This is a genomic window from Acidicapsa borealis (genome assembly GCF_059115245.1).
In genome coordinates, this window is the sequence record NZ_JCACNY010000001.1 from 2461947 (window position 1) to 2479976 (window position 18030).

The window sequence follows — 18030 nt, forward strand, 5'->3', positions numbered from 1 at the left end:
TTTCTTTCCATGGCTAATTCGACTTTTAACGAAAGTGCGCGAATTGTTCCTCCTATTGTGAGGCTAACGAGGCCCGTAGCAGAGAAGCTTCAACAGGAAATAAAGTCCGCAGTTCATCAGGAACTGATCAAGCGACTGGATCTGGAGAAGATCAGCCAGATGCATGAGAACCGTGCGTCGCAGCAACAACTGCTCGCCGTGATCCTTCAGATGATTGATGAACAGAATATCCCGCTGTCTTCCACCGAACGCGATCGTCTTGCGCAGGAGGTTCTCGATGAAGTCTTTGGGTTGGGACCCCTCGAGCCTTTGCTCCAGGATGCAAGTGTCAACGATATTCTCGTCAACACCTATAACTCCGTCTATGTGGAGAGGCATGGCTTATTAGAGAAGACGGCCATCGTCTTTCAGGATAACCAGCACCTCATGCAGATTATTGACAAGATCGTTTCAGCAGTTGGTCGCCGTGTGGATGAGTCTTCACCGATGGTTGATGCTCGTCTCAAGGATGGCTCAAGAGTCAACGTAATCATCCCCCCCCTTGCTGTGGATGGTCCAATTTTATCAATCCGCAAGTTTGGCGCCAAGCCGCTCGTAGCCGAAGATCTGCTACGAAATAAGGCGCTGACCAGGCCAATGATGGAGATGCTCAAAGGCTGTATTAAAGCACGGCTCAACATCATCGTATCGGGTGGTACAGGCGCTGGCAAAACTACGCTGCTGAATGTGCTCTCCGGATTCATCTCTCCCGAGGAGCGAATTATCACCATTGAAGATTCAGCCGAGCTGCAACTGAAACAGGACCACGTCGTTCGTCTTGAATGTCGCCCACCAAACGTTGAAGGCAAAGGCGCGGTACGTCAACGAGAACTTGTCATGAACGCGCTCCGCATGCGCCCCGACCGCATCATCGTGGGTGAGGTGCGTGGGGAGGAATGCCTCGATATGCTGCAAGCCATGAACACCGGCCATGATGGATCAATCACAACAGTTCACGCGAACACACCACGCGATGCGTTGTCTCGTATGGAAACCATGTCCATGATGAGCGACGTGCGTCTGCCTGATGAAGCGATCCGTGCGCAGATCGCTTCTGCAGTTCAACTCATTGTCCAGATTGCCCGCATGAGCGATGGGTCCCGTCGTATCACTTTTATCACTGAACTTACCGGAGCCTTCAGTGATGTCATCAGCATGCAAGACATCTTTGTCTTCGAAAAGGAAGGTCTCGGCCCAAATGGAAAAGTCAAAGGCCGCTTTCGCGCAACGGGAATTGTCCCAAAATTGAATGAGAAGCTTCTCGCCGCCGGCATACCTGTTCAGGCTGGCCTGTTCGATTACTCGGTAGAAGTCTAGGAGTGAAATCAATGGCTCTACTTATACTCGGCTTTAGTTCAATCCTGCTGGTCACCTTCGTGCTGATCATCGCGATGACTCGCAGATCTACGATCGAAAAGACCGTGGATATCCGCATGGAGCTCATCCACGCATCCATGGGGGAGGGAACAACACTTGACCCCGGATCTGCTCAATTTCTTCTCAAGCAAAGAGGTGCAGGCAGTTTTGCCTGGCTCGATGATATTGTCCTGCAATTCAAACTGGGAAAGAATCTCAAACTCCGCATCATGCAGGCCAACAGCGCTACAACCGTAAGCACACTTATACTTTGCAGCCTCGGCCTCTCGCTTGTTGCGTATGCTGTCACGTGGTTCTTCATACCAGTCGCACTCGTCGATATGGCAGCAGCGTTTGCATTCGGCTTCCTACCCTATTGGATCCTTTCGTTCAAGCGATCGAGAAGAATCAAAGCCTTCAATGCGGTACTCGCTGACACCATTGATATGCTGGCCCGTGCGTTGCGTGCCGGTTACTCAATGGTTGGAGCCATTGAAATGATTTCTCAGAATGCGCAGGAACCGGCGGGCACAGAGTTTCGCGAAATCTTCAGGCAGCAGAATCTGGGTCTTCCTCTTCGTGACGCCCTCATGCAGCTACTGGATCGTTTTCCCTCGCTCGACTTACGCGTGTTGGTCACCGCGATCCTGGTACAGAAGGACACCGGCGGCAACCTTGCAGAGATTCTAGATCGAACGGTATTTGTCATTCGCGAGCGACTGCGCATCCAAGGCGAGATTCAGGTCCAGACGGCTCAGGGAAGACTGACTGGATGGATCCTCACCGCTCTTCCGGTCGTGATGCTCATACTGATCAATCTTGTTAACCCTGGCTATTCGAGCATCCTGCTCACGGAACCGATAGGTCACAAGTTGATCTACGTCAGTCTAGGAATGCTGGCCTTTGGGGCGTTCGTCATTCATCGTATTGTCAATGGAATCGAGGTCTAAACAGCTATGACCGTGCTGCTCTACATCGCCGCGACACTCACTGTATTCCTGGTGCTTGCCTTGTTGCTGGCACCGGTACTTCTGGCCCCTTCGCCGTCTGCCCGGCGCATCCTTGAAATGGTACAGAGCACACGCCCCGATCAACGCCGAATCAGCGCCAAGGAACGGTGGAAGGATCTCGTCATTTCTATAGCGTCCAACCTCCAAAGCAAGTTTGGACTTGTTGAGAATGAGAAACTCAGAGGCCGTCTATCCGGTGCCGGACTGAAGAGCATGCGCAGCGTCAATCTGTACTTCGCTGCCCGCTTTCTCGTCCCAATTGTGGGAGTTGGTCTCGGAACGTTCATCCGCTCAAATACGATTTTTTGGGCGCTCTCTCTTGGCGCGGTTTTCTATCTTCTTCCAGATATGTGGTTAGGCATGAGAGTGAAAAAGCGGCGAACAAAGATCAGGAATGGACTCCCCGACGCGCTCGATTTGCTCGTCATCTGTGTTGAAGCCGGACTTGGTCTCGACCAGGCGATGCTGAGAGTTGGACAGGAGCTCACCATCAGTCATCCTGAGATCAATCAGGAGTTCAAGCAAATCAACTTGGAGCAACTCGCTGGTAAGCCAAGACTGGAGGCGTGGAAGAGCGCCGCTACGAGAACAGAGGTTGCTGAGTTTTCGCTCTTTGTGACAATGCTCACACAGGCTGATCGTTTTGGTACGCCAATCGTCAGAGCACTGAGCCGATTTGCCGATGAGCTTCGCATGAAGAGGAGACAGCGCTCTGAAGAGATGGCTGCCAAGACGAAAATTAAGATTCTCTTTCCACTTGTCCTGTTCATTTTTCCTTGTATTTTCATTGTTCTGCTTGCACCAGCAATTCTAAGTATTTCGAAAAATATGCAGGCATTTAAGTAAGATCAGTTTCCGCCCGTACCCCAGGTGTTCGTGACGGTACCCGTTACGCAAAGAGGTTTGTAGTCGAGATTGAAGGGAAAGGAGAAAAAACATGGATTCGACAACAGTAGTTCGAGTGGTCGCGGGTATTCTAGCCGTGCTCGTCCTCGCGTATGTGATTTATCGCAGAAAAGCAAAAAACGCAGCGTAGATATCAATCGGAAGTCTTCAAAACAAAGGTTGATATGTGACCACCACGATGATCCTCTGGAACAAAACGAAGGAATGTATCATTGGCAGAAAAATCGCTCTGGCGGACACTTCTTTGTCTCGCCTTCTAGGTTTGACAGGAAGGAAAACGCTAGGCTCCGGATGTGGGCTTTTGATCAGGCCCTCATCCGGCATTCATACCTTTGGCATGCGATTCGCAATTGATGTCGTTGCGCTGAACAGACAGTTGCAGGTAGTCAAGGTATGGAAGAGCTTACCCCCATTTCGAATGACAACCCTGAGTTTTAGGATTCATTCTATGTTGGAGTTGCCGGCGGGAGAAGCTGGCAGGTGCAAGATTGCAGTCGGCGACCAGATAGAGATAATCAAAGGACCATGATGAATTAGTTTGGCCGGGATATAGCGGACAACTGCCGGTGCGAATCACCTCACGCTACCACATACACTTCACAATCCCATAATTGCATGATGGCAATCAACAGGCTGGCAGAACTTCCTCAGCCGAACAGCCCAGTCCGCTCCTCAGGTAGCACTCCAGCCACACGCAGGCTGCGAAAGTCTATGATGCCCGCACACAGCAAAGGGACAACATGCGTGTCATCCAGACTGTCGGGAGTGCGGACGACAAAGTGTGCGGGGACGGACCATCTACGCAGGATGATTGCCTGTACACCAATCCACACGGTCTGTGTCGCAGTGCTCAGATGATTGCATCAGCAAGGTGGAAGACTCAAAGCTCGGAATCGGAGGCTACAGAGTGTTCAAGACCAATTCGGTGATTGCCCTATACGATACGCACGATCACGCGGAGGATGCTGTAAAAGACCTTCAGCAAGCCGGAGCCGATACGCAAAGTCTCTCGATTGAGCTAGAGGCGAGTCCGTCGAAGAGCATGTTGTGGGCTACTACACCACCGGGGATCGGATATCGAGTATGAGTCTGCTTTTAAGACAGAAAAGTTCGTGCTGGTCTTGCATGGTACTCCCGAAGCCTTAGCACGTGCGAAAGCTGTGATCTCGACAACACCATTCAATTCGTGTTGTCTGCATGACGAAGCCAGCGCACTCGAAACGCATTATGAGCCCCTTGCTCGCTCTACAGTTGGGGCAGCGTAAAAGCTCTCGTCGTCGTTCGTTCCCGGCAGTTGGGGAGCAACCAGACACATCTAAGTTATTCGCTCGTGAGAGCAATTGCCCTCATGAGCTACAAACCGATTGTGGATGACTGTTAGGATGCGTGAGATGGCTGATGAACACCGTTGGCAGAGAGATCACCCAAACGAACCACTCCTTGAATTCTGCGGTGTATCTTTCGCAGATCAAGACCGGGTCATCTTGGATAATATCTCGTTCAAGGTCAGTGGGGGCGAAACTCGCATTCTATTGGGGCGTAATGGAGCCGGCAAGAGCCTCATCATGAAGCTCGCGGATGGACTTCTCAAGCCCGATGAAGGTAGTGTTCATGTATTTGGCCATGACCTTAACTGTGTCAATGAAGAGGATTTATTCGCACTCCGGCAAGACATCGGGATGGTATTTCAGGAAGGCGCCTTGTTCGATTCACTATCCGTTCGCGATAACGTAGCGTATCAGCTAGAAGAGAACCACGTCGCCAAAGATGAAATAGACAGCCGAGTTCTCGAGGTGTTGCGCTTCGTCGGTGTTGACGGAACGACTGACACGTTTCCCCCAGAACTATCTGGGGGTATGCAACGTCGGGTGGCGGTGGCTCGAGCCCTGATAGGCAATCCTGAGTTACTTCTGTACGACTCACCAACGGGTGGACTTGATCCCGTCACGTCGGAAATGATTATCGAACTCGTCATCAAGCAAAGAGACGTGCACGGCTCCAGTTGCCTTTTGGTGACTGAACGCCTAATAGACGCATTTACTTGTGCAACTCATTAGTTCGAGGGGAAGACAGAGAAGCTGGTCAAGCTGCCAGACAACGAGGCAAACATGAGTACAACGTTTCTCGTGCTCAATGAGAGGAAAATTGTCTTTGACGGCTCAACCCTCGACTTAGTTCGATCAAAGGATCGCTTCATCATGTCCTTTCTGGAGTAGTCCGTCGGGAAGTATGCAACGGGACAGTCAGAATGCATCTATACGTCACATCATGCGACACCGAACAAGAGTTAGCCGGCTGCGAGCTTTAGTCTTAGGCGGCAACGACGGTCGAGTTTGTAGCTGTGGGAGTTGAGGCATTCAGATGATGATGGCGAAGCTCAACAGTTCGCGACAGTCGTGTAGTTCCCCAGCAGTAAAGTCACCTGACCAGAAAGGCGCCAAAGCATCGCCATTCCGCGATCGATTAGGGGGTACCTGCTAAGGGGTAATTTTACTAATCCTGAGTCGACGGTCAATAGAGACCGGACATGAGCAATCACCAATGTAGATTCTCTAGTTGCCACGTACTTCTGCTGAATTGTGCATGTATGCAAGCTAACTGGCCAGCAGCGTTTGGACTGTTCCGTATGTCGATTCGTTTCGGATGGCTGGTGTCAATGCTGGTCGCTCTTATGCTTGTTGGTTGTGCCGGCGGCGGAGATGTGGATTCGGTGGTAGTAACGCCAGCAAGCCAGTCGATCGCGGGTGGCAGCACGGTGCAATACACCGCTAGTGGAATCGAGACTCACACTGGTCACCCTACCAAGACCGTCAACATTACCAACACCGTGACATGGGCCTCCAGCGCTCCCAGCATCGCAACCGTCAGCGCCACCGGACTAGCGACTGCTCTGACGGCAGGCACAACGACGATTTCGGCGACCACCAATGGATTCGGCGGCACACTGATCGGCAGCGCCACATTGACGGTCACCTCAACCACGGCAATCGAGTCATTGGTCTCGCTGGCAATAACTCCTGCCTCATCCTCGGCATCCGCGGTCAATCAAACTGCCCAATTTACAGCTTTCGCCACAACTGGCTCGGGAACTACGGTTGACCTGACAAACAGGACGGTAACCATCAACGGAGCAGTTATTCAGCCAGCTGTTTGGAGTTCCAGCAATCCCTCGGCGGCGACCATCAACGCAGCCACGGGGCTCGCGACGGCTGCCGGTCCTGGGGCAACGACGATTTCGGCAATTGCTAAGAATCCTGACGGCACAGTCGTGACGGCAAGCGCCACGTTTACGGTATCCACGTCAGCTGTACAGGAGCCTCTGCTTGCAGTTCAAGTTCTGCCAAGCTCCCAGTCAGTCGCTTCTCCAGGGCAAACCAGCCAGCTACTCGCGATCGGAACATTCTCCACTGTGCCAACCACGCAGAATCTGACAAGCAACAACACGACTTATCCGACGATGTGGATATCCAGCAACACGTCAGTTGCCACCGTGGGCAGTCCTGGTCTGACCGGCACGACGCCCGGCTTGGTGAGCGCCACAGGTCAGGGTTCGGCCGTCATCTCGGCCATCACATCCAATCCTGACGGCACACTGGTCTATGGCGTGGCTAACTTCACTGTAATCGGTGGCACGACCGAACCAATTTCGGCATTGACTCTCTCTCCCAGTTCACAGACATCCGCAGCGCTCAATCAAACCGGCCAGTTCATCGCCATCGGGACAAATAGCGCCGGCCTGCTGCAAAATGTCACGGCATCGACCGAGGTTGCGTGGACCTCAAGCAACACCGCTATTGCCACGATCGGCACCTCCGGTAATGGCACCCCAGGCCTGGCCCTCGCTCTTAGCGCTGGCACAACGACGATCACCGCCACTTACACCAATCCCGATTCCACCATTGTGCAGGCAACCGCAACCTACACCGCTGTTGCTGGGTCGGCAAAAGCGAACCTGCTGTCGATTTCAGTGTTGCCTACGAACCAACCTGTCGCTACGGACCGCGAAACTGGGCAATACATCGCCTTCGGAACCTTCTCTTCAGACCCACTGGTTAGGGATATCACCAGTATCGTGAGCTGGCGGTCCAGCGACGTTAAGGTCGCTACCATCAACTCTGCCGGGTTGGCCACCGCCAACAGCGGGGGTATTACAACAATACTTGCCGTCGACTCAAGCTCAAACGAGGATGGTGCCATCGTCACCGGTGTTGCAACCTTTCAAGATCTGGATGGAGACAAAACACCTCCGCAACTCGCAACTCTCACGATCTACAGTGCTGGAATCGATACTACGGACTGGACTGTATCGTCGCCGTCAGCGACCGGCGTGGCAGACGAGATCCATTGCGGCCCGGGAACCGGAGCCGATGGCGGCAACGTATGTGTCGGAACCTATCCCATCGGTTCCTTGGTTATCGTCAAGGCAACACAGGGAGCCACTCGCAGCTTCGGCGGCTTCTCCTCAAACTGCATCCCGAATGCTTCAATCAATCACAATGGTCCGAACTATTGCACCGTCACCATGGGAAATAACGAAGCAGTAGGAGCTATTTTCAACTGACGCGGTGTACCCAGTTCTGCATCTTAGACTTGGGGTATAGCCCCAAGCGGCGAGACCCCAGCTGATTGTGAGATTACAGGCTTTAGCATTGCGGGGAGACATATTTCTTTAGTGCGCCTATAGCGCTCTTCTCCGTTTTAGGTGTAAGGGAGAGTTCGATAATGCTGGAGCCGACGGGTGCCGAAGACGCAAAGCGGTTAATTGCAACTTCGGCGTACAGCACCGCAGACTTGACTTAGTTGTCCCCTTCAGGATCACGGGCAATGGATATGGCAATCATTTGCAGAAATTGGAGACTCACATAACTGAATCGAGAAAAAGACCGAAGTGCGAAGCCAGTATTGGTTCAACTGCATCCGCATCACTCAACACCACAAAGAGGGATATACCCATAGAAAACACGACTGGCGAGGATGGGGAAACGACGCCGGCTCTTCCTTGGCATGGAGCAATACCGAAAGAGGCGACGAAGACGTCCAGGGATTAGCTCTTGCTGGTGTTTTGACAGTTCTATCTAGGCTCGCATGCAGACAGCAGCGCGGGGCTGGGAGCGTCATTGTCGATTTCCAGAGAAGATCTCGGACGGATGCAAACGTGAGTGATTGTTTGGTAACGCTCCTTTGCCTCCCGGTGTCTTTCAGTGTCGCTCTATATCGCTGAGACGAGAATATCTAAGGACATCACATTGAAGATAATGGCCACTGCACTCGCTCTGTATCGTCTGACATTGCTTCGTCCGGAGTCTCACCCCGAATTCGCAATACGTGCGCTTTCTGGATGCTAGCCTCTGCTGGGCGGGGAATATCTCTGCTCTGTATCTGTGACATATTCCGTTTCAGAGCGACAGCGATAACCTATCCATCAACAAGGCGTAACGATTACAGCAGGGTATTGTAGCTTGTGCAAAAGCATACAGACTATCCGTCTCGGTAACGTCAGTCTTGGTCAAGCGTTATCGCAGATGCAGAAGCCGGGGGTAGTTTCCCTATCAGCAAGAGACGCAAGAGTAAGCCTCAGAATCCTGACAGAAACAGGGAAACATGAATGGTCCTCATTGCAGTTCCCACTACTTCCGCCATGACTATGGCCAGAGTGTCTCGGGTCATTCAGGGTAAGAAGTTGCGGAGAGCAACATGACTTAGGGCTCTTCCAAGAGGAGTAGAGCCAATTGGATGTCTATCAGCAATTTGAACTCAAACGTTACACTGCAGTGCGCGAAAGCTTCGCATAATCTGCGTTTGGACCTCTGATGAGTCAACGATTTCTCGTTCGACGAGAACAAGAGCGTTGGCGACGCCTCTTACGTTATGCAACCCATGGCACTGACAGGACATCGCGCGATTTCTGCACTCCTTATGAAGTGGCTTCGGCATAGTACGAGTGTTTCGGCCTTGAGGCTCGTGGTCTTTGTCGCGATCCTCGTCCTCGTGCGGTCTGCGGATGCTCTCGATCAAGTATCAGCCGACAATCTTCAGGCAGCGGTACGGACACTGAATTTTCTTGAGTCCCTCCCGGCCGAAGGGGCAATCGTCGTTGGGGTTATCTATGCTCCCGAAGTCGCTGGTTCCGCAGCTGCGGCCCAGGATATTGCAAAGACGCTCGGAGTGATGCGCGGCCCGAGCTCACGAATACTTCAACCCATCGTGTTATCTCCCAGCGATCTCGATAGGTTTCAAGGACGGCTGGACGTAATGCTTCTGGCGCCCGGAGTTTCGATGCACCCCGAACGGATACTGAGTGCGATGGGTCGTCTTCACGCGGTAAGTATTTCGGCCGATCCAGCGTGCATGGACACGCGTTGTTGTGTGCTCCTGGTCCGCACAGGTCAGCAGGTCGAGATTTCACTGAACACGTCGTTGGCGAGCGCAGTCGGAGCGCGCTTCTCGCTGGTCTTTGTCATGGTGGTGAAACGCAGATGAATAAAATAGGTACATATACGATCCGCAGCCAGAGATCGGCGACAGTATCAGGTGCGGGAGTAGCCGTGCTTCTGGTATGCCTGACTCCGTTGCTTCATAGCCAGTCTGTCGACTACGGCGCGCTTGAGCAATTGTTCAAAGAACCGGTGACGACTAGCGCAACTGGCTCGCCCCAACGGGTTAGTGATGCTCCTGCGACGATGGTCATTATTACGGCAGAAGATATTCGTCGTTCAGGCGCGAAGGATATACCGGGTGTGCTTCGTCAGGTTGGAGGTGTCGATACCCTGGAGTGGGGCAATGACAATATCGACGTAAGCGTTCGAGGATATGATCAAGCCTATTCTTCCCGGCTGCTCGTCTTGCTGGACGGACGTCAGGTTTATGCGGATACCTATGGTTATGTCCCATGGAGTACGGTGCCGGTCGAACTGGAAGCAATTCGACAAATTGAAGTAATCAAGGGTCCCAACAGCGCGCTATTCGGGTTCAACGCGGCAGGCGGAGTGATCAACATCATCACCTATAACCCACTCTACGACAAGGTCAACGCGTCGACAGTGACAGGCGGAAGTCAGGATCTGGGCGGAGGTTCGATTGTTACCACGACTCAATTCGGGGACAGAGTAGGAGTGCGGGTATCCGCTGGTGGTGACTATAACAGTGATTTTTCGACACCGATCCCACCGTCCGCCGAGCTTGAACCACGGAAGGGACAGTATCGCGGAGTAGTCGATATCAACGCAGCTATTCGCATCAATCACAAGATGGATTTGAGTTTTGAAGGCAGTCAGTCGTTCGCTCAATACAATGAGATGATCCCCGGTTATCAGTTGCATGATTTGCGGTATACCGTCTCATCCATCCGAGGACAAGTGACGGCGGAGAGCCGAATAGGACTTCTCCGGGGTACGGCGTACACGAACTGGCTGAGAGCCATAGGCGTCCCGGGTTCTCTCGACCAGCCGTTCCGGCCCAAAAACCGGGTGACAGTTGTTCAACTCGAGGAAGTCTTCCAGACGGGACCGTATCACACGCTCCGCGCAGCAGTTGAATATCGGCACAACACCGAGAATACTACCCCGTTTGCGGGCGGCACCGTTCACTATGACGTCTTCTCAGGAAGCGGCATGTGGGACTGGAAAATTACTCCCAATGTCTCTCTGACGAACGCACTGCGTGTTGATCATCTTGCGCTTGGCCGTGAAGGGATGTTGCCGGAAGGCTATCTGTTCAAGAACTCCGATTGGAACCGGTCGATTACACGACTTACTTTCAACAGCGGACTTGTGTGGAAGGTGGGGATCGCGGATTCTCTCCGGTTTATGATAGGCCGCGGCACCGAGCTTCCGAGTCTGGTCCTGACTGGCGGCTACGTGCAGGACACACCGGATGTCAAAGTTACGGGGTCACCCTTTCTCAATCCCTCTTCCGTAACGAACTATGAGATTGGTTGGGACCATCGGATGCCCCGACATCACGTCCTCTTCCGCGGCAGCGCTTTCGAACAGGCCAGTGCAAGCCTTATCTCCGTGGACGGGGCCACAGTCGTCACTCCAGAGGCGGTGTATGTAGTACCTGGGAACATCGGCAGCTCGGACGCGAGGGGTTTCGAACTGGGGCTGCGAGGAGTCGGCCTGAAGAGCTACCGTTGGAATGTGGATTACCGTCCGGAATGGATCTACGACCATCTCATCCCCGCCGCGCAAAACGCAGCGGCCTTCCTCGATTATCAGCACACCACCCCCGTTCATCTCGTAAAGGGCAACTTAGGTTGGTCAAACAATCGATGGGAGATAGATGGTTATCTCCTTTACCAGTCTCAGACGCATGGTCTGCAGGCCAGTTCCCAGATGGCGACACTGGCCTCCATTCCCGGGTTTGTATCATTCGATGGCCGCGTGGCCTACAAGTGGACGAGCCGGGTGACATGGTCTGTCTCGGGGCAGAACCTTGCTCATGCAAGCCAGATCCAAAATTCTGGGGCTGCAGTTGAGCGTCGTGTGCTCGGTACGATGACTATCCACTTCTAATGAACCGATATGAATCTTTTCTGGCAAATCACGCTGATCGAGTTCCTCCTGAACGTGGCCATCTTCTCGGGGGCGATCATCCTGTATGGGCCTGTGGGAACCCTTGCAGGTTATGTCTCTTACGGACGCTTGGCGGTCCCGCGAGCTGCATCCGGTGTCTTATTCGGTGCTGCGACGGCGGCAGCTCTTTTGTTGCCAATTCACCTTGAGGGCGGCGCGGCTGTAGGCTGCACGACGATCCTACTGGCGATTGCAGGCCCGCTCGACGGATGGATGGCAGTCGTGGGTGGAGTTGTCATCTCGGTAGCAGTTGAAATGTTGCCCTGGGCAGCGACGCAGCAGTCCGACCACGTTGCCATTGTGTCCCTGCTCGCCTCAGCGTTGCTGGGCCTGGGCTTTCGCTATGCGTTGGTCTCTCGGCCAGGCAGGCCTGAGAAGGAATTGCAATATCTCCATCTTCCACTGCTAGGCATCGTCTCGGCTGCAGGAGGTGTAATGGTTCTAGGACTCACGCAGGGCATGAGTGAAGTACCCTCTTCGATTCTTCCGGCGATAGTCTCTAATACTCTCGCTGCGGGAGGACTCGGAACCCTGCTGCTCCATGAGAAACGTCGTTCCCAGGCCGAGCGGGAGTTGCGAGAGAGTGAAGCCAATCTGGCTCTTCAGGCGAAGGAACTCGCCGTAGCGCGAGACAACGCCGATGCCGCGAATCGCGCGAAGTCGGTGTTCCTCGCGAATATGAGCCACGAGTTGAGGACACCTCTCAACGCGATCCTGGGGTATGCGCAATTGCTGCAGCGAGACCACAGTTTAACAACTTGGCAAACGAACGCATCCAACACGATTGAGCAAAGTGGCGAACATCTGCTTACGCTCATCACCGACATTCTTGATCTGTCGAAGATCGAGGCCGGGAAGGTTGAACTGATGCTGACTGCCGTCAACGTAGCCGGCTTCATACGCGGGATTTCCGACATCATCCGTATCAAAGCGGAAGAGAAAGCTCTTGAATATACATACACAATTGGTTCGGATGTGCCAGCGAATGTGAATGCTGACGAGAAACGTCTACGCCAGGTGCTGCTAAATCTGCTTTCCAACTCGGTCAAGTTTACTGATAAGGGGCGCGTCACCATGAGCGTTAAGGTCTTATCTCTGACAGGAGGGCAGAGGCGAATTCGATTTGAAGTGAAGGACACCGGTACCGGGATGTCTGCAGACCAATTGAAGTTAATCTTTCGTCCATTCGTACAGGTAGGAGACGAGCGGCATCGTTTCGGCGGCACCGGACTCGGGTTGAATATCAGTCGGCAGTTAGTGGGGCTGATGGGTGGGAAAATCCAGGTAGAAAGCACACTCGGCCAGGGTAGCAGTTTCTCCTTCGATATCCCCGCGTCACCGGCCGACTCGGAAGGCATGGCGTCGCAAACGCTCGGTGACGTAACCGGTTACACAGGATTGCGCAAGCGCGTTTTGGTTGTGGACGACACTGACGAGAGTAGGCACATGCTGGCAGACACGCTTCGCATTCTGGGCTTTGATGTCAGCCAGGCGTCGAATGGATCGGACGCACTGGCGACCGCCCGAATGGATCCGCCTGACCTACTGCTTATGGACATTCGTATGCCGGTTATGAATGGTATCGAGGCAATGCGGCGAATGCAGAAGGAGGATGACTTGAGCATGATTCCGGTGATCGCTGTTTCAGCAGGAGTCACGGACGATGAGCGAACCAGTTGTACTGCGGCAGGCGCGAAGGCCTTTCTGATGAAACCTATTGAGATCGACGCCCTGCTGGACGAGGTAGGGAAAATTCTCGGTGTGGCATGGATTCGTGAAGAGAAGAGGAAGCCCCTCCCTCCCGCCGCGGATGTTGTAGAGCGTTTTGTTGTACCGGATGCAGCGCAGATGGCGTCTTTACGGGAAGCAGCCATGACGGGCAACATGCGAGCGGCGCGGGAAAAGGCCGATCAATTCATCGCACTTGACGCGAAATATCGGCCATTTGCTGACAAGATCATCCAGATGACACTGGCCTATCAATCCAAGGCTCTTCTTCGTCTGGTGGAGATGCAAGGAACCCAGAAACAGGCGGACCCAGTGAATAAATCATGACAAATCTCACCCCCGTCGTTCGGCCACGCACGATATTGATCGTAGACGATACCCCTGCCAATCTGGGAGTTGCGGTCGACTATCTTGAGGGCAAAGGCTTCACCGTGTTGGTGGCACAGGACGGAGAAGAGGGCCTGCAGAGAGCACAGTTAGTGCTTCCCGACCTGATTCTGCTTGACGTGATGATGCCGGGCATTGATGGCTTTGAAACATGCCGCCGCCTGAAGAAAATCGAGAGCACCCGGGAGATCCCGGTGATCTTCATGACCGCACTCACCGATACAAGCGACAAGGTAAAAGCCTTTGCAGCTGGTGCTGTCGACTATGTCAGCAAGCCTTTCCAGCTCGAAGAACTGTTGGCTCGTATCAACACACACCTGTCTTTGCGGGCCGCACATGAGCTACTTGCATCGCAGAACGCAGAGTTGCACGCATCCGAAACCCGCTATCACAGACTCTTCGAAACGGCCAAAGACGGGATAATCTTGTTCAACTTCAAGACCGGGCTGATTAGTGACGTCAATGTTTCGGTGATAGAAATGCTGGGTTTCAGCGCCGATCACTATCTAGGGCGGAAGCTCACGGAGGTGCAGCCTTTCGAAGCAGTTCAAGACTGCAAGACCGCACTCGTAGAGCTACAAAATCAGGATAGTGTTTCCTTTGATCACTGGCCTCTTACAGCCCAAAACTCATCGATCGTGGATGTTCAGTTTGTGGCAAGTGCCTATGACGTGGATGACTGCAGGATGGTGCAATGCAACATACGCAACATTACAAGTCGAATCCGGGATCAGGCGCGCATTACCTTTATGGCCCTGCATGATGGACTTACCGGACTGCCGAATCGGACTCTTCTGAAGGATCGTCTCATTCAGTCGATTGCACTGGCATGCCGCAACAACAAACGCGTCGCCGTACTGATGCTCGACCTCGATCATTTCAAGGATATTAACGATTCGCTGGGACACCAAATCGGCGATGGGCTGCTGGAGGCGCTCGCGAGACGTTTGAAGGGCTGCCTGCGAGACAGTGATACCGTCGCGCGCGTGGGCGGAGATGAGTTTGTGATTGCACTCCAGCAGGTATCGGGCGACCCGGAGATTGAAGAAGTCGTTCAAAAGCTGCTGGCGGCATTGCACGAACCATTTCGAATTGAAGGCCATGAGCTAGTGGTCACTGGCAGCATTGGTATCGCCAAGTACCCAGACGATGGTGAGAACCCGGGCGTTCTGTTACGGGTTGCAGACATGGCAATGTATGCTGCCAAGTCGAATCTGCGCGGCAGCTATCGATTCTTCACGCCGGAGCTTGACCGATCGACCCAGAGGAGAATCTCACTGATGAACGATCTGCGCCAAGCCAGCGCTCGCGGAGAGTTTGTCCTTTACTACCAGCCACAGGTGTCGACCAAGTCGGGGGCGATCACCGGAGTGGAAGCACTCATGCGTTGGAATCATCCAACGCAAGGCATGATAAGTCCGGTGGAATTCATTCCTCTCCTGGAGCAGATGGGCACGATGGTCGAGATCGGGACCTGGGTCCTGCATACAGCATGCGCACAGAATGTCGCGTGGCAGAAAGAAGGACTTGCGCCAGTATGGATGGCAGTGAACGTTTCGGCCCAACAGTTTTATAGGGGCGATTTGGTGCATATCGTTCAAGAGGCGCTCCACGCCAGTGGACTAGAAGCCAAGTGGTTAGAACTGGAACTTACCGAGACATTGACCCTGGATGATTCCGAAACCGCAGTCAATATCATGAAGAAACTCAAGCTCCAGGGGGTGCGCCTTTCGCTGGACGATTTTGGAACTGGCTGGTCGTCCCTCTCGTATCTGAGGAGGTTCCCCCTTGACCGGCTCAAGATTGATCAGTCCTTCATGCGCGATATCCCTATGGTCGCCCCCGCAGAGGCGGTGGTCACGAGCATTATCGACCTGGCGCGAAACCTCGGATTCGCCACGATAGCTGAAGGAGTCGAGACTACCCAGCAACTCGATTATCTCGACCTGAAGAAGTGCGATGAGATTCAAGGTTTCATCTACAGTCCACCTCTATCGGCACAGGATTGCTCCGCGATGTTACGATCCGGAAAGCCTACCTTGAAGGCCATAGCAGAGACCCGATCAATCGGTGATGTGGCCTGAGACTGTGGTCTAATGCCGAGGGCAGTGGTCCCATAACGAGTAGATTTGCGATGAAGAAGAACCGGCGATGGTTCTACTGAACTGTCGTGCTAACGCGATTGCGACCTGCGTGCTTGGCTGCATAGAGCGCTGTATCGGCGCGGGCAATCAAGTCAGCAGGAGTGTCGTCCTGTTTCCAGCTTGCTACGCCAAGGCTGATCGTAACTTGCTTGGGGCAGGTTGGAACCTTCATGCTTTCCATCTTCACGCGAATGCGTTCAGCGATGATGCTGGCCTCCTGGCTTGAGGTTTCGGGCAACAGCAGAATGAATTCTTCCCCTCCGAATCGCGCCGCCAGGTCATAGGATCTGGATTGGTTAAGAAAGACTGCGGCTGCGGCGGTGAGGACGTCATCCCCGATTAGATGACCGAACTCATCGTTGATCCACTTGAAGTGGTCCAGATCACCCATAATTAAGCTCAGACCTTTGTCCAACCGCTGTGCTCGACCGACCTCGCTCTTCAATGCCTCATCCAGCGCCCGACGATTGGCCAGCCCAGTCAACTCGTCCGCCCTTGCAAGCTGTTTGATCGTTTCGTTTGCGGCTCTGAGGTCACGGTTAGCAAGTTCTGCGAGTTCTTTGCTTCGGACGATCTTGGCTTCGGCCTCGTTTCGCTCAGTGACATCGTGCTTGATTGCGACGAAATTGGTGATTGTCCCGGTAAGCGAGCGTACTGGAGCTATGCGCATCTCTTCGGTGTAAATCTTGCCATCCTTACGTAAATTTGTTATGTCTCCAGCCCACAAACGTCCGGCAAGGATAGTGTTCCAAAGCGTTCGATAAAAAGAGTTGTCCTGCTTTCCGGACTTCAAAATACGAGGGTTATGCCCCACCGCTTCTGCGAGAGGATACCCGGTCAACGTTGTAAATGCGGGGTTAACCCACTGGATGGTTCCCTCCGCATCGGTGATGACGATCGCATCGGCGGCGGACTCGAGCGCGATGGATTGGAGATGGCTGAACTCTTCCGCTCGTTTTTGTTTGCTGATGTCGATGGCGATCCCAAGGACGCAAGGTTCGTTCTCATACTGAATGAGCTCGCCCGTGAGATAGCATGGAACCCTTGCCCCGCTCTTTGCGATCATCAAAGCCTCTGTCTCAGTTTTCCCTTTGCCGGCGAATGTATTCCTGTTCGATTCTTGTATGTGGGCGAGGCTTTCGGGTGCTATCAACGTGTCCAATCCTCGTTCAAGCATTTGCGCAGGTTGATAACCAAGGAATTTTCCATGCCATTGTCGGTATCGACCTTTGGTGTCGATGATGCAAATCGCCGCTGGAAGACTATTCATCAGTACTTCCGTAAACGCCAAAGACGCACGGAGCTTCTCCGTCGCGCTACCTTCGCGGCGGCCGTAAACCAAATGTGTCACGAACGCGAGAAGGGTAACGAAGACGATGGTGGTAATGTGGGACCACCAAATGGTGATGTGGCTAAACGCCAGCTGTTTGATGGCTTCAAAGACTATAGTCAGTACAAGTGCAGAAACCGCCGAGCCTGCTGTCTGAGGAAAGTACGTGATCCGGAACGGTTTCATCTTGTGTAGACCTCAGAAGCAATATGGCGGTTATACTGCTGCGAAGCACTTAGACAGAAATAGTCAGATCCAAATCCGCCTAGCAACGCTTGACTGGATAGTGCCTCACCGGAGTCAGAGTCCTTGTGAGAACGTAGCGGATCGAGTCCGACAAAGATGGCATAAAATTTGTTGGTCCAAATGTATGGTCAAAATCGCCCTGAAGACGGCCCGTCGGTAAGACTAGACCTGTCACGCGACGCATAATGGTCCATACAGATCATGCGTAAAACCTATCGCTGGACGCCGCTCATTTTCTGAGGAGTGAATCGTCAGGCGCGTGAATGAGAGCAGAAAAGAGCTGTCACGAGATAAGGTTATAAGTCTCGACG

11 protein-coding genes are annotated in these 18030 nt (G+C 53.3%); 10 read left to right on the plus strand and 1 reads right to left on the minus strand.

All coding sequences use genetic code 11. From position 1 onward, the window contains the following. The first annotated feature begins 9 nt into the window (after positions 1-9). From AC5S27_RS10235 to AC5S27_RS10280, 10 genes are all read left to right on the plus strand, one after another. A complete protein-coding gene (locus AC5S27_RS10235; protein WP_493934468.1) occupies positions 10-1356 on the plus strand; it encodes a TadA family conjugal transfer-associated ATPase in 1347 nt (448 codons plus the stop codon). An 11-nt stretch (positions 1357-1367) separates the two neighbouring features. Continuing rightward, the gene (locus AC5S27_RS10240; RefSeq protein WP_493934469.1) at positions 1368-2345 is read left to right on the plus strand and encodes a type II secretion system F family protein; all 978 of its coding nucleotides are present in this window, start codon (positions 1368-1370) and stop codon (positions 2343-2345) included. Between the two features lie 6 nt (positions 2346-2351). Further along, a complete protein-coding gene (locus AC5S27_RS10245) occupies positions 2352-3251 on the plus strand; it encodes a type II secretion system F family protein (protein ID WP_493934470.1) in 900 nt (299 codons plus the stop codon). Between the two features lie 238 nt (positions 3252-3489). Further along, on the plus strand, positions 3490-3840 hold the full coding sequence (locus tag AC5S27_RS10250) for a DUF192 domain-containing protein (protein ID WP_493937298.1): 351 nt from the start codon (positions 3490-3492) through the stop codon (positions 3838-3840). Between the two features lie 862 nt (positions 3841-4702). After that, positions 4703-5368 carry an ABC transporter ATP-binding protein gene (locus tag AC5S27_RS10255; RefSeq protein ID WP_493934471.1) on the plus strand — a complete coding sequence of 222 codons (666 nt, stop codon included), beginning with the start codon at positions 4703-4705 and terminating at the stop codon, positions 5366-5368. A 569-nt stretch (positions 5369-5937) separates the two neighbouring features. Then, positions 5938-7872, plus strand: coding sequence for a beta strand repeat-containing protein (locus tag AC5S27_RS10260; RefSeq protein ID WP_493934472.1), 1935 nt, complete (start codon positions 5938-5940; stop codon positions 7870-7872). A gap of 1391 nt (positions 7873-9263) precedes the next feature. Further along, positions 9264-9791 carry a hypothetical protein gene (locus AC5S27_RS10265; RefSeq protein WP_493934473.1) on the plus strand — a complete coding sequence of 176 codons (528 nt, stop codon included), beginning with the start codon at positions 9264-9266 and terminating at the stop codon, positions 9789-9791. Positions 9792-9856: 65 nt separating this feature from the next. Beyond that, the gene (locus AC5S27_RS10270) at positions 9857-11824 is read left to right on the plus strand and encodes a TonB-dependent receptor plug domain-containing protein (protein ID WP_493934474.1); all 1968 of its coding nucleotides are present in this window, start codon (positions 9857-9859) and stop codon (positions 11822-11824) included. Positions 11825-12106: 282 nt separating this feature from the next. After that, a complete protein-coding gene (locus AC5S27_RS10275; protein WP_493934475.1) occupies positions 12107-13939 on the plus strand; it encodes an ATP-binding protein in 1833 nt (610 codons plus the stop codon). Next, positions 13936-16083: a two-component system response regulator gene (locus tag AC5S27_RS10280; RefSeq protein ID WP_493934476.1), complete on the plus strand. Its 2148-nt coding sequence runs from the start codon at positions 13936-13938 to the stop codon at positions 16081-16083. The genes AC5S27_RS10275 and AC5S27_RS10280 overlap by 4 nt, the downstream gene beginning before the upstream one ends. A gap of 73 nt (positions 16084-16156) precedes the next feature. Here AC5S27_RS10280 and AC5S27_RS10285 read toward each other — a convergent pair whose 3' ends face one another. Next, positions 16157-17659 (minus strand): sensor domain-containing diguanylate cyclase, encoded by a 1503-nt coding sequence (locus AC5S27_RS10285; protein ID WP_493934477.1) that lies wholly within the window; start codon positions 17657-17659, stop codon positions 16157-16159. Between the last annotated feature and the right edge of the window lie 371 nt (positions 17660-18030).

Coding starts and splice junctions, on each gene's coding strand:
- AC5S27_RS10235 (WP_493934468.1), top strand. CDS start 10: ATGGCTAATTCGACTTTTAACGAAAGTGCGCGAATTGTTCCTCCTATT.
- AC5S27_RS10255 (WP_493934471.1), top strand. CDS start 4,703: ATGGCTGATGAACACCGTTGGCAGAGAGATCACCCAAACGAACCACTC.
- AC5S27_RS10285 (WP_493934477.1), bottom strand. CDS start 17,659: ATGAAACCGTTCCGGATCACGTACTTTCCTCAGACAGCAGGCTCGGCG.
- AC5S27_RS10250 (WP_493937298.1), top strand. CDS start 3,490: ATGATCCTCTGGAACAAAACGAAGGAATGTATCATTGGCAGAAAAATC.
- AC5S27_RS10280 (WP_493934476.1), top strand. CDS start 13,936: ATGACAAATCTCACCCCCGTCGTTCGGCCACGCACGATATTGATCGTA.
- AC5S27_RS10240 (WP_493934469.1), top strand. CDS start 1,368: ATGGCTCTACTTATACTCGGCTTTAGTTCAATCCTGCTGGTCACCTTC.
- AC5S27_RS10245 (WP_493934470.1), top strand. CDS start 2,352: ATGACCGTGCTGCTCTACATCGCCGCGACACTCACTGTATTCCTGGTG.
- AC5S27_RS10260 (WP_493934472.1), top strand. CDS start 5,938: ATGTCGATTCGTTTCGGATGGCTGGTGTCAATGCTGGTCGCTCTTATG.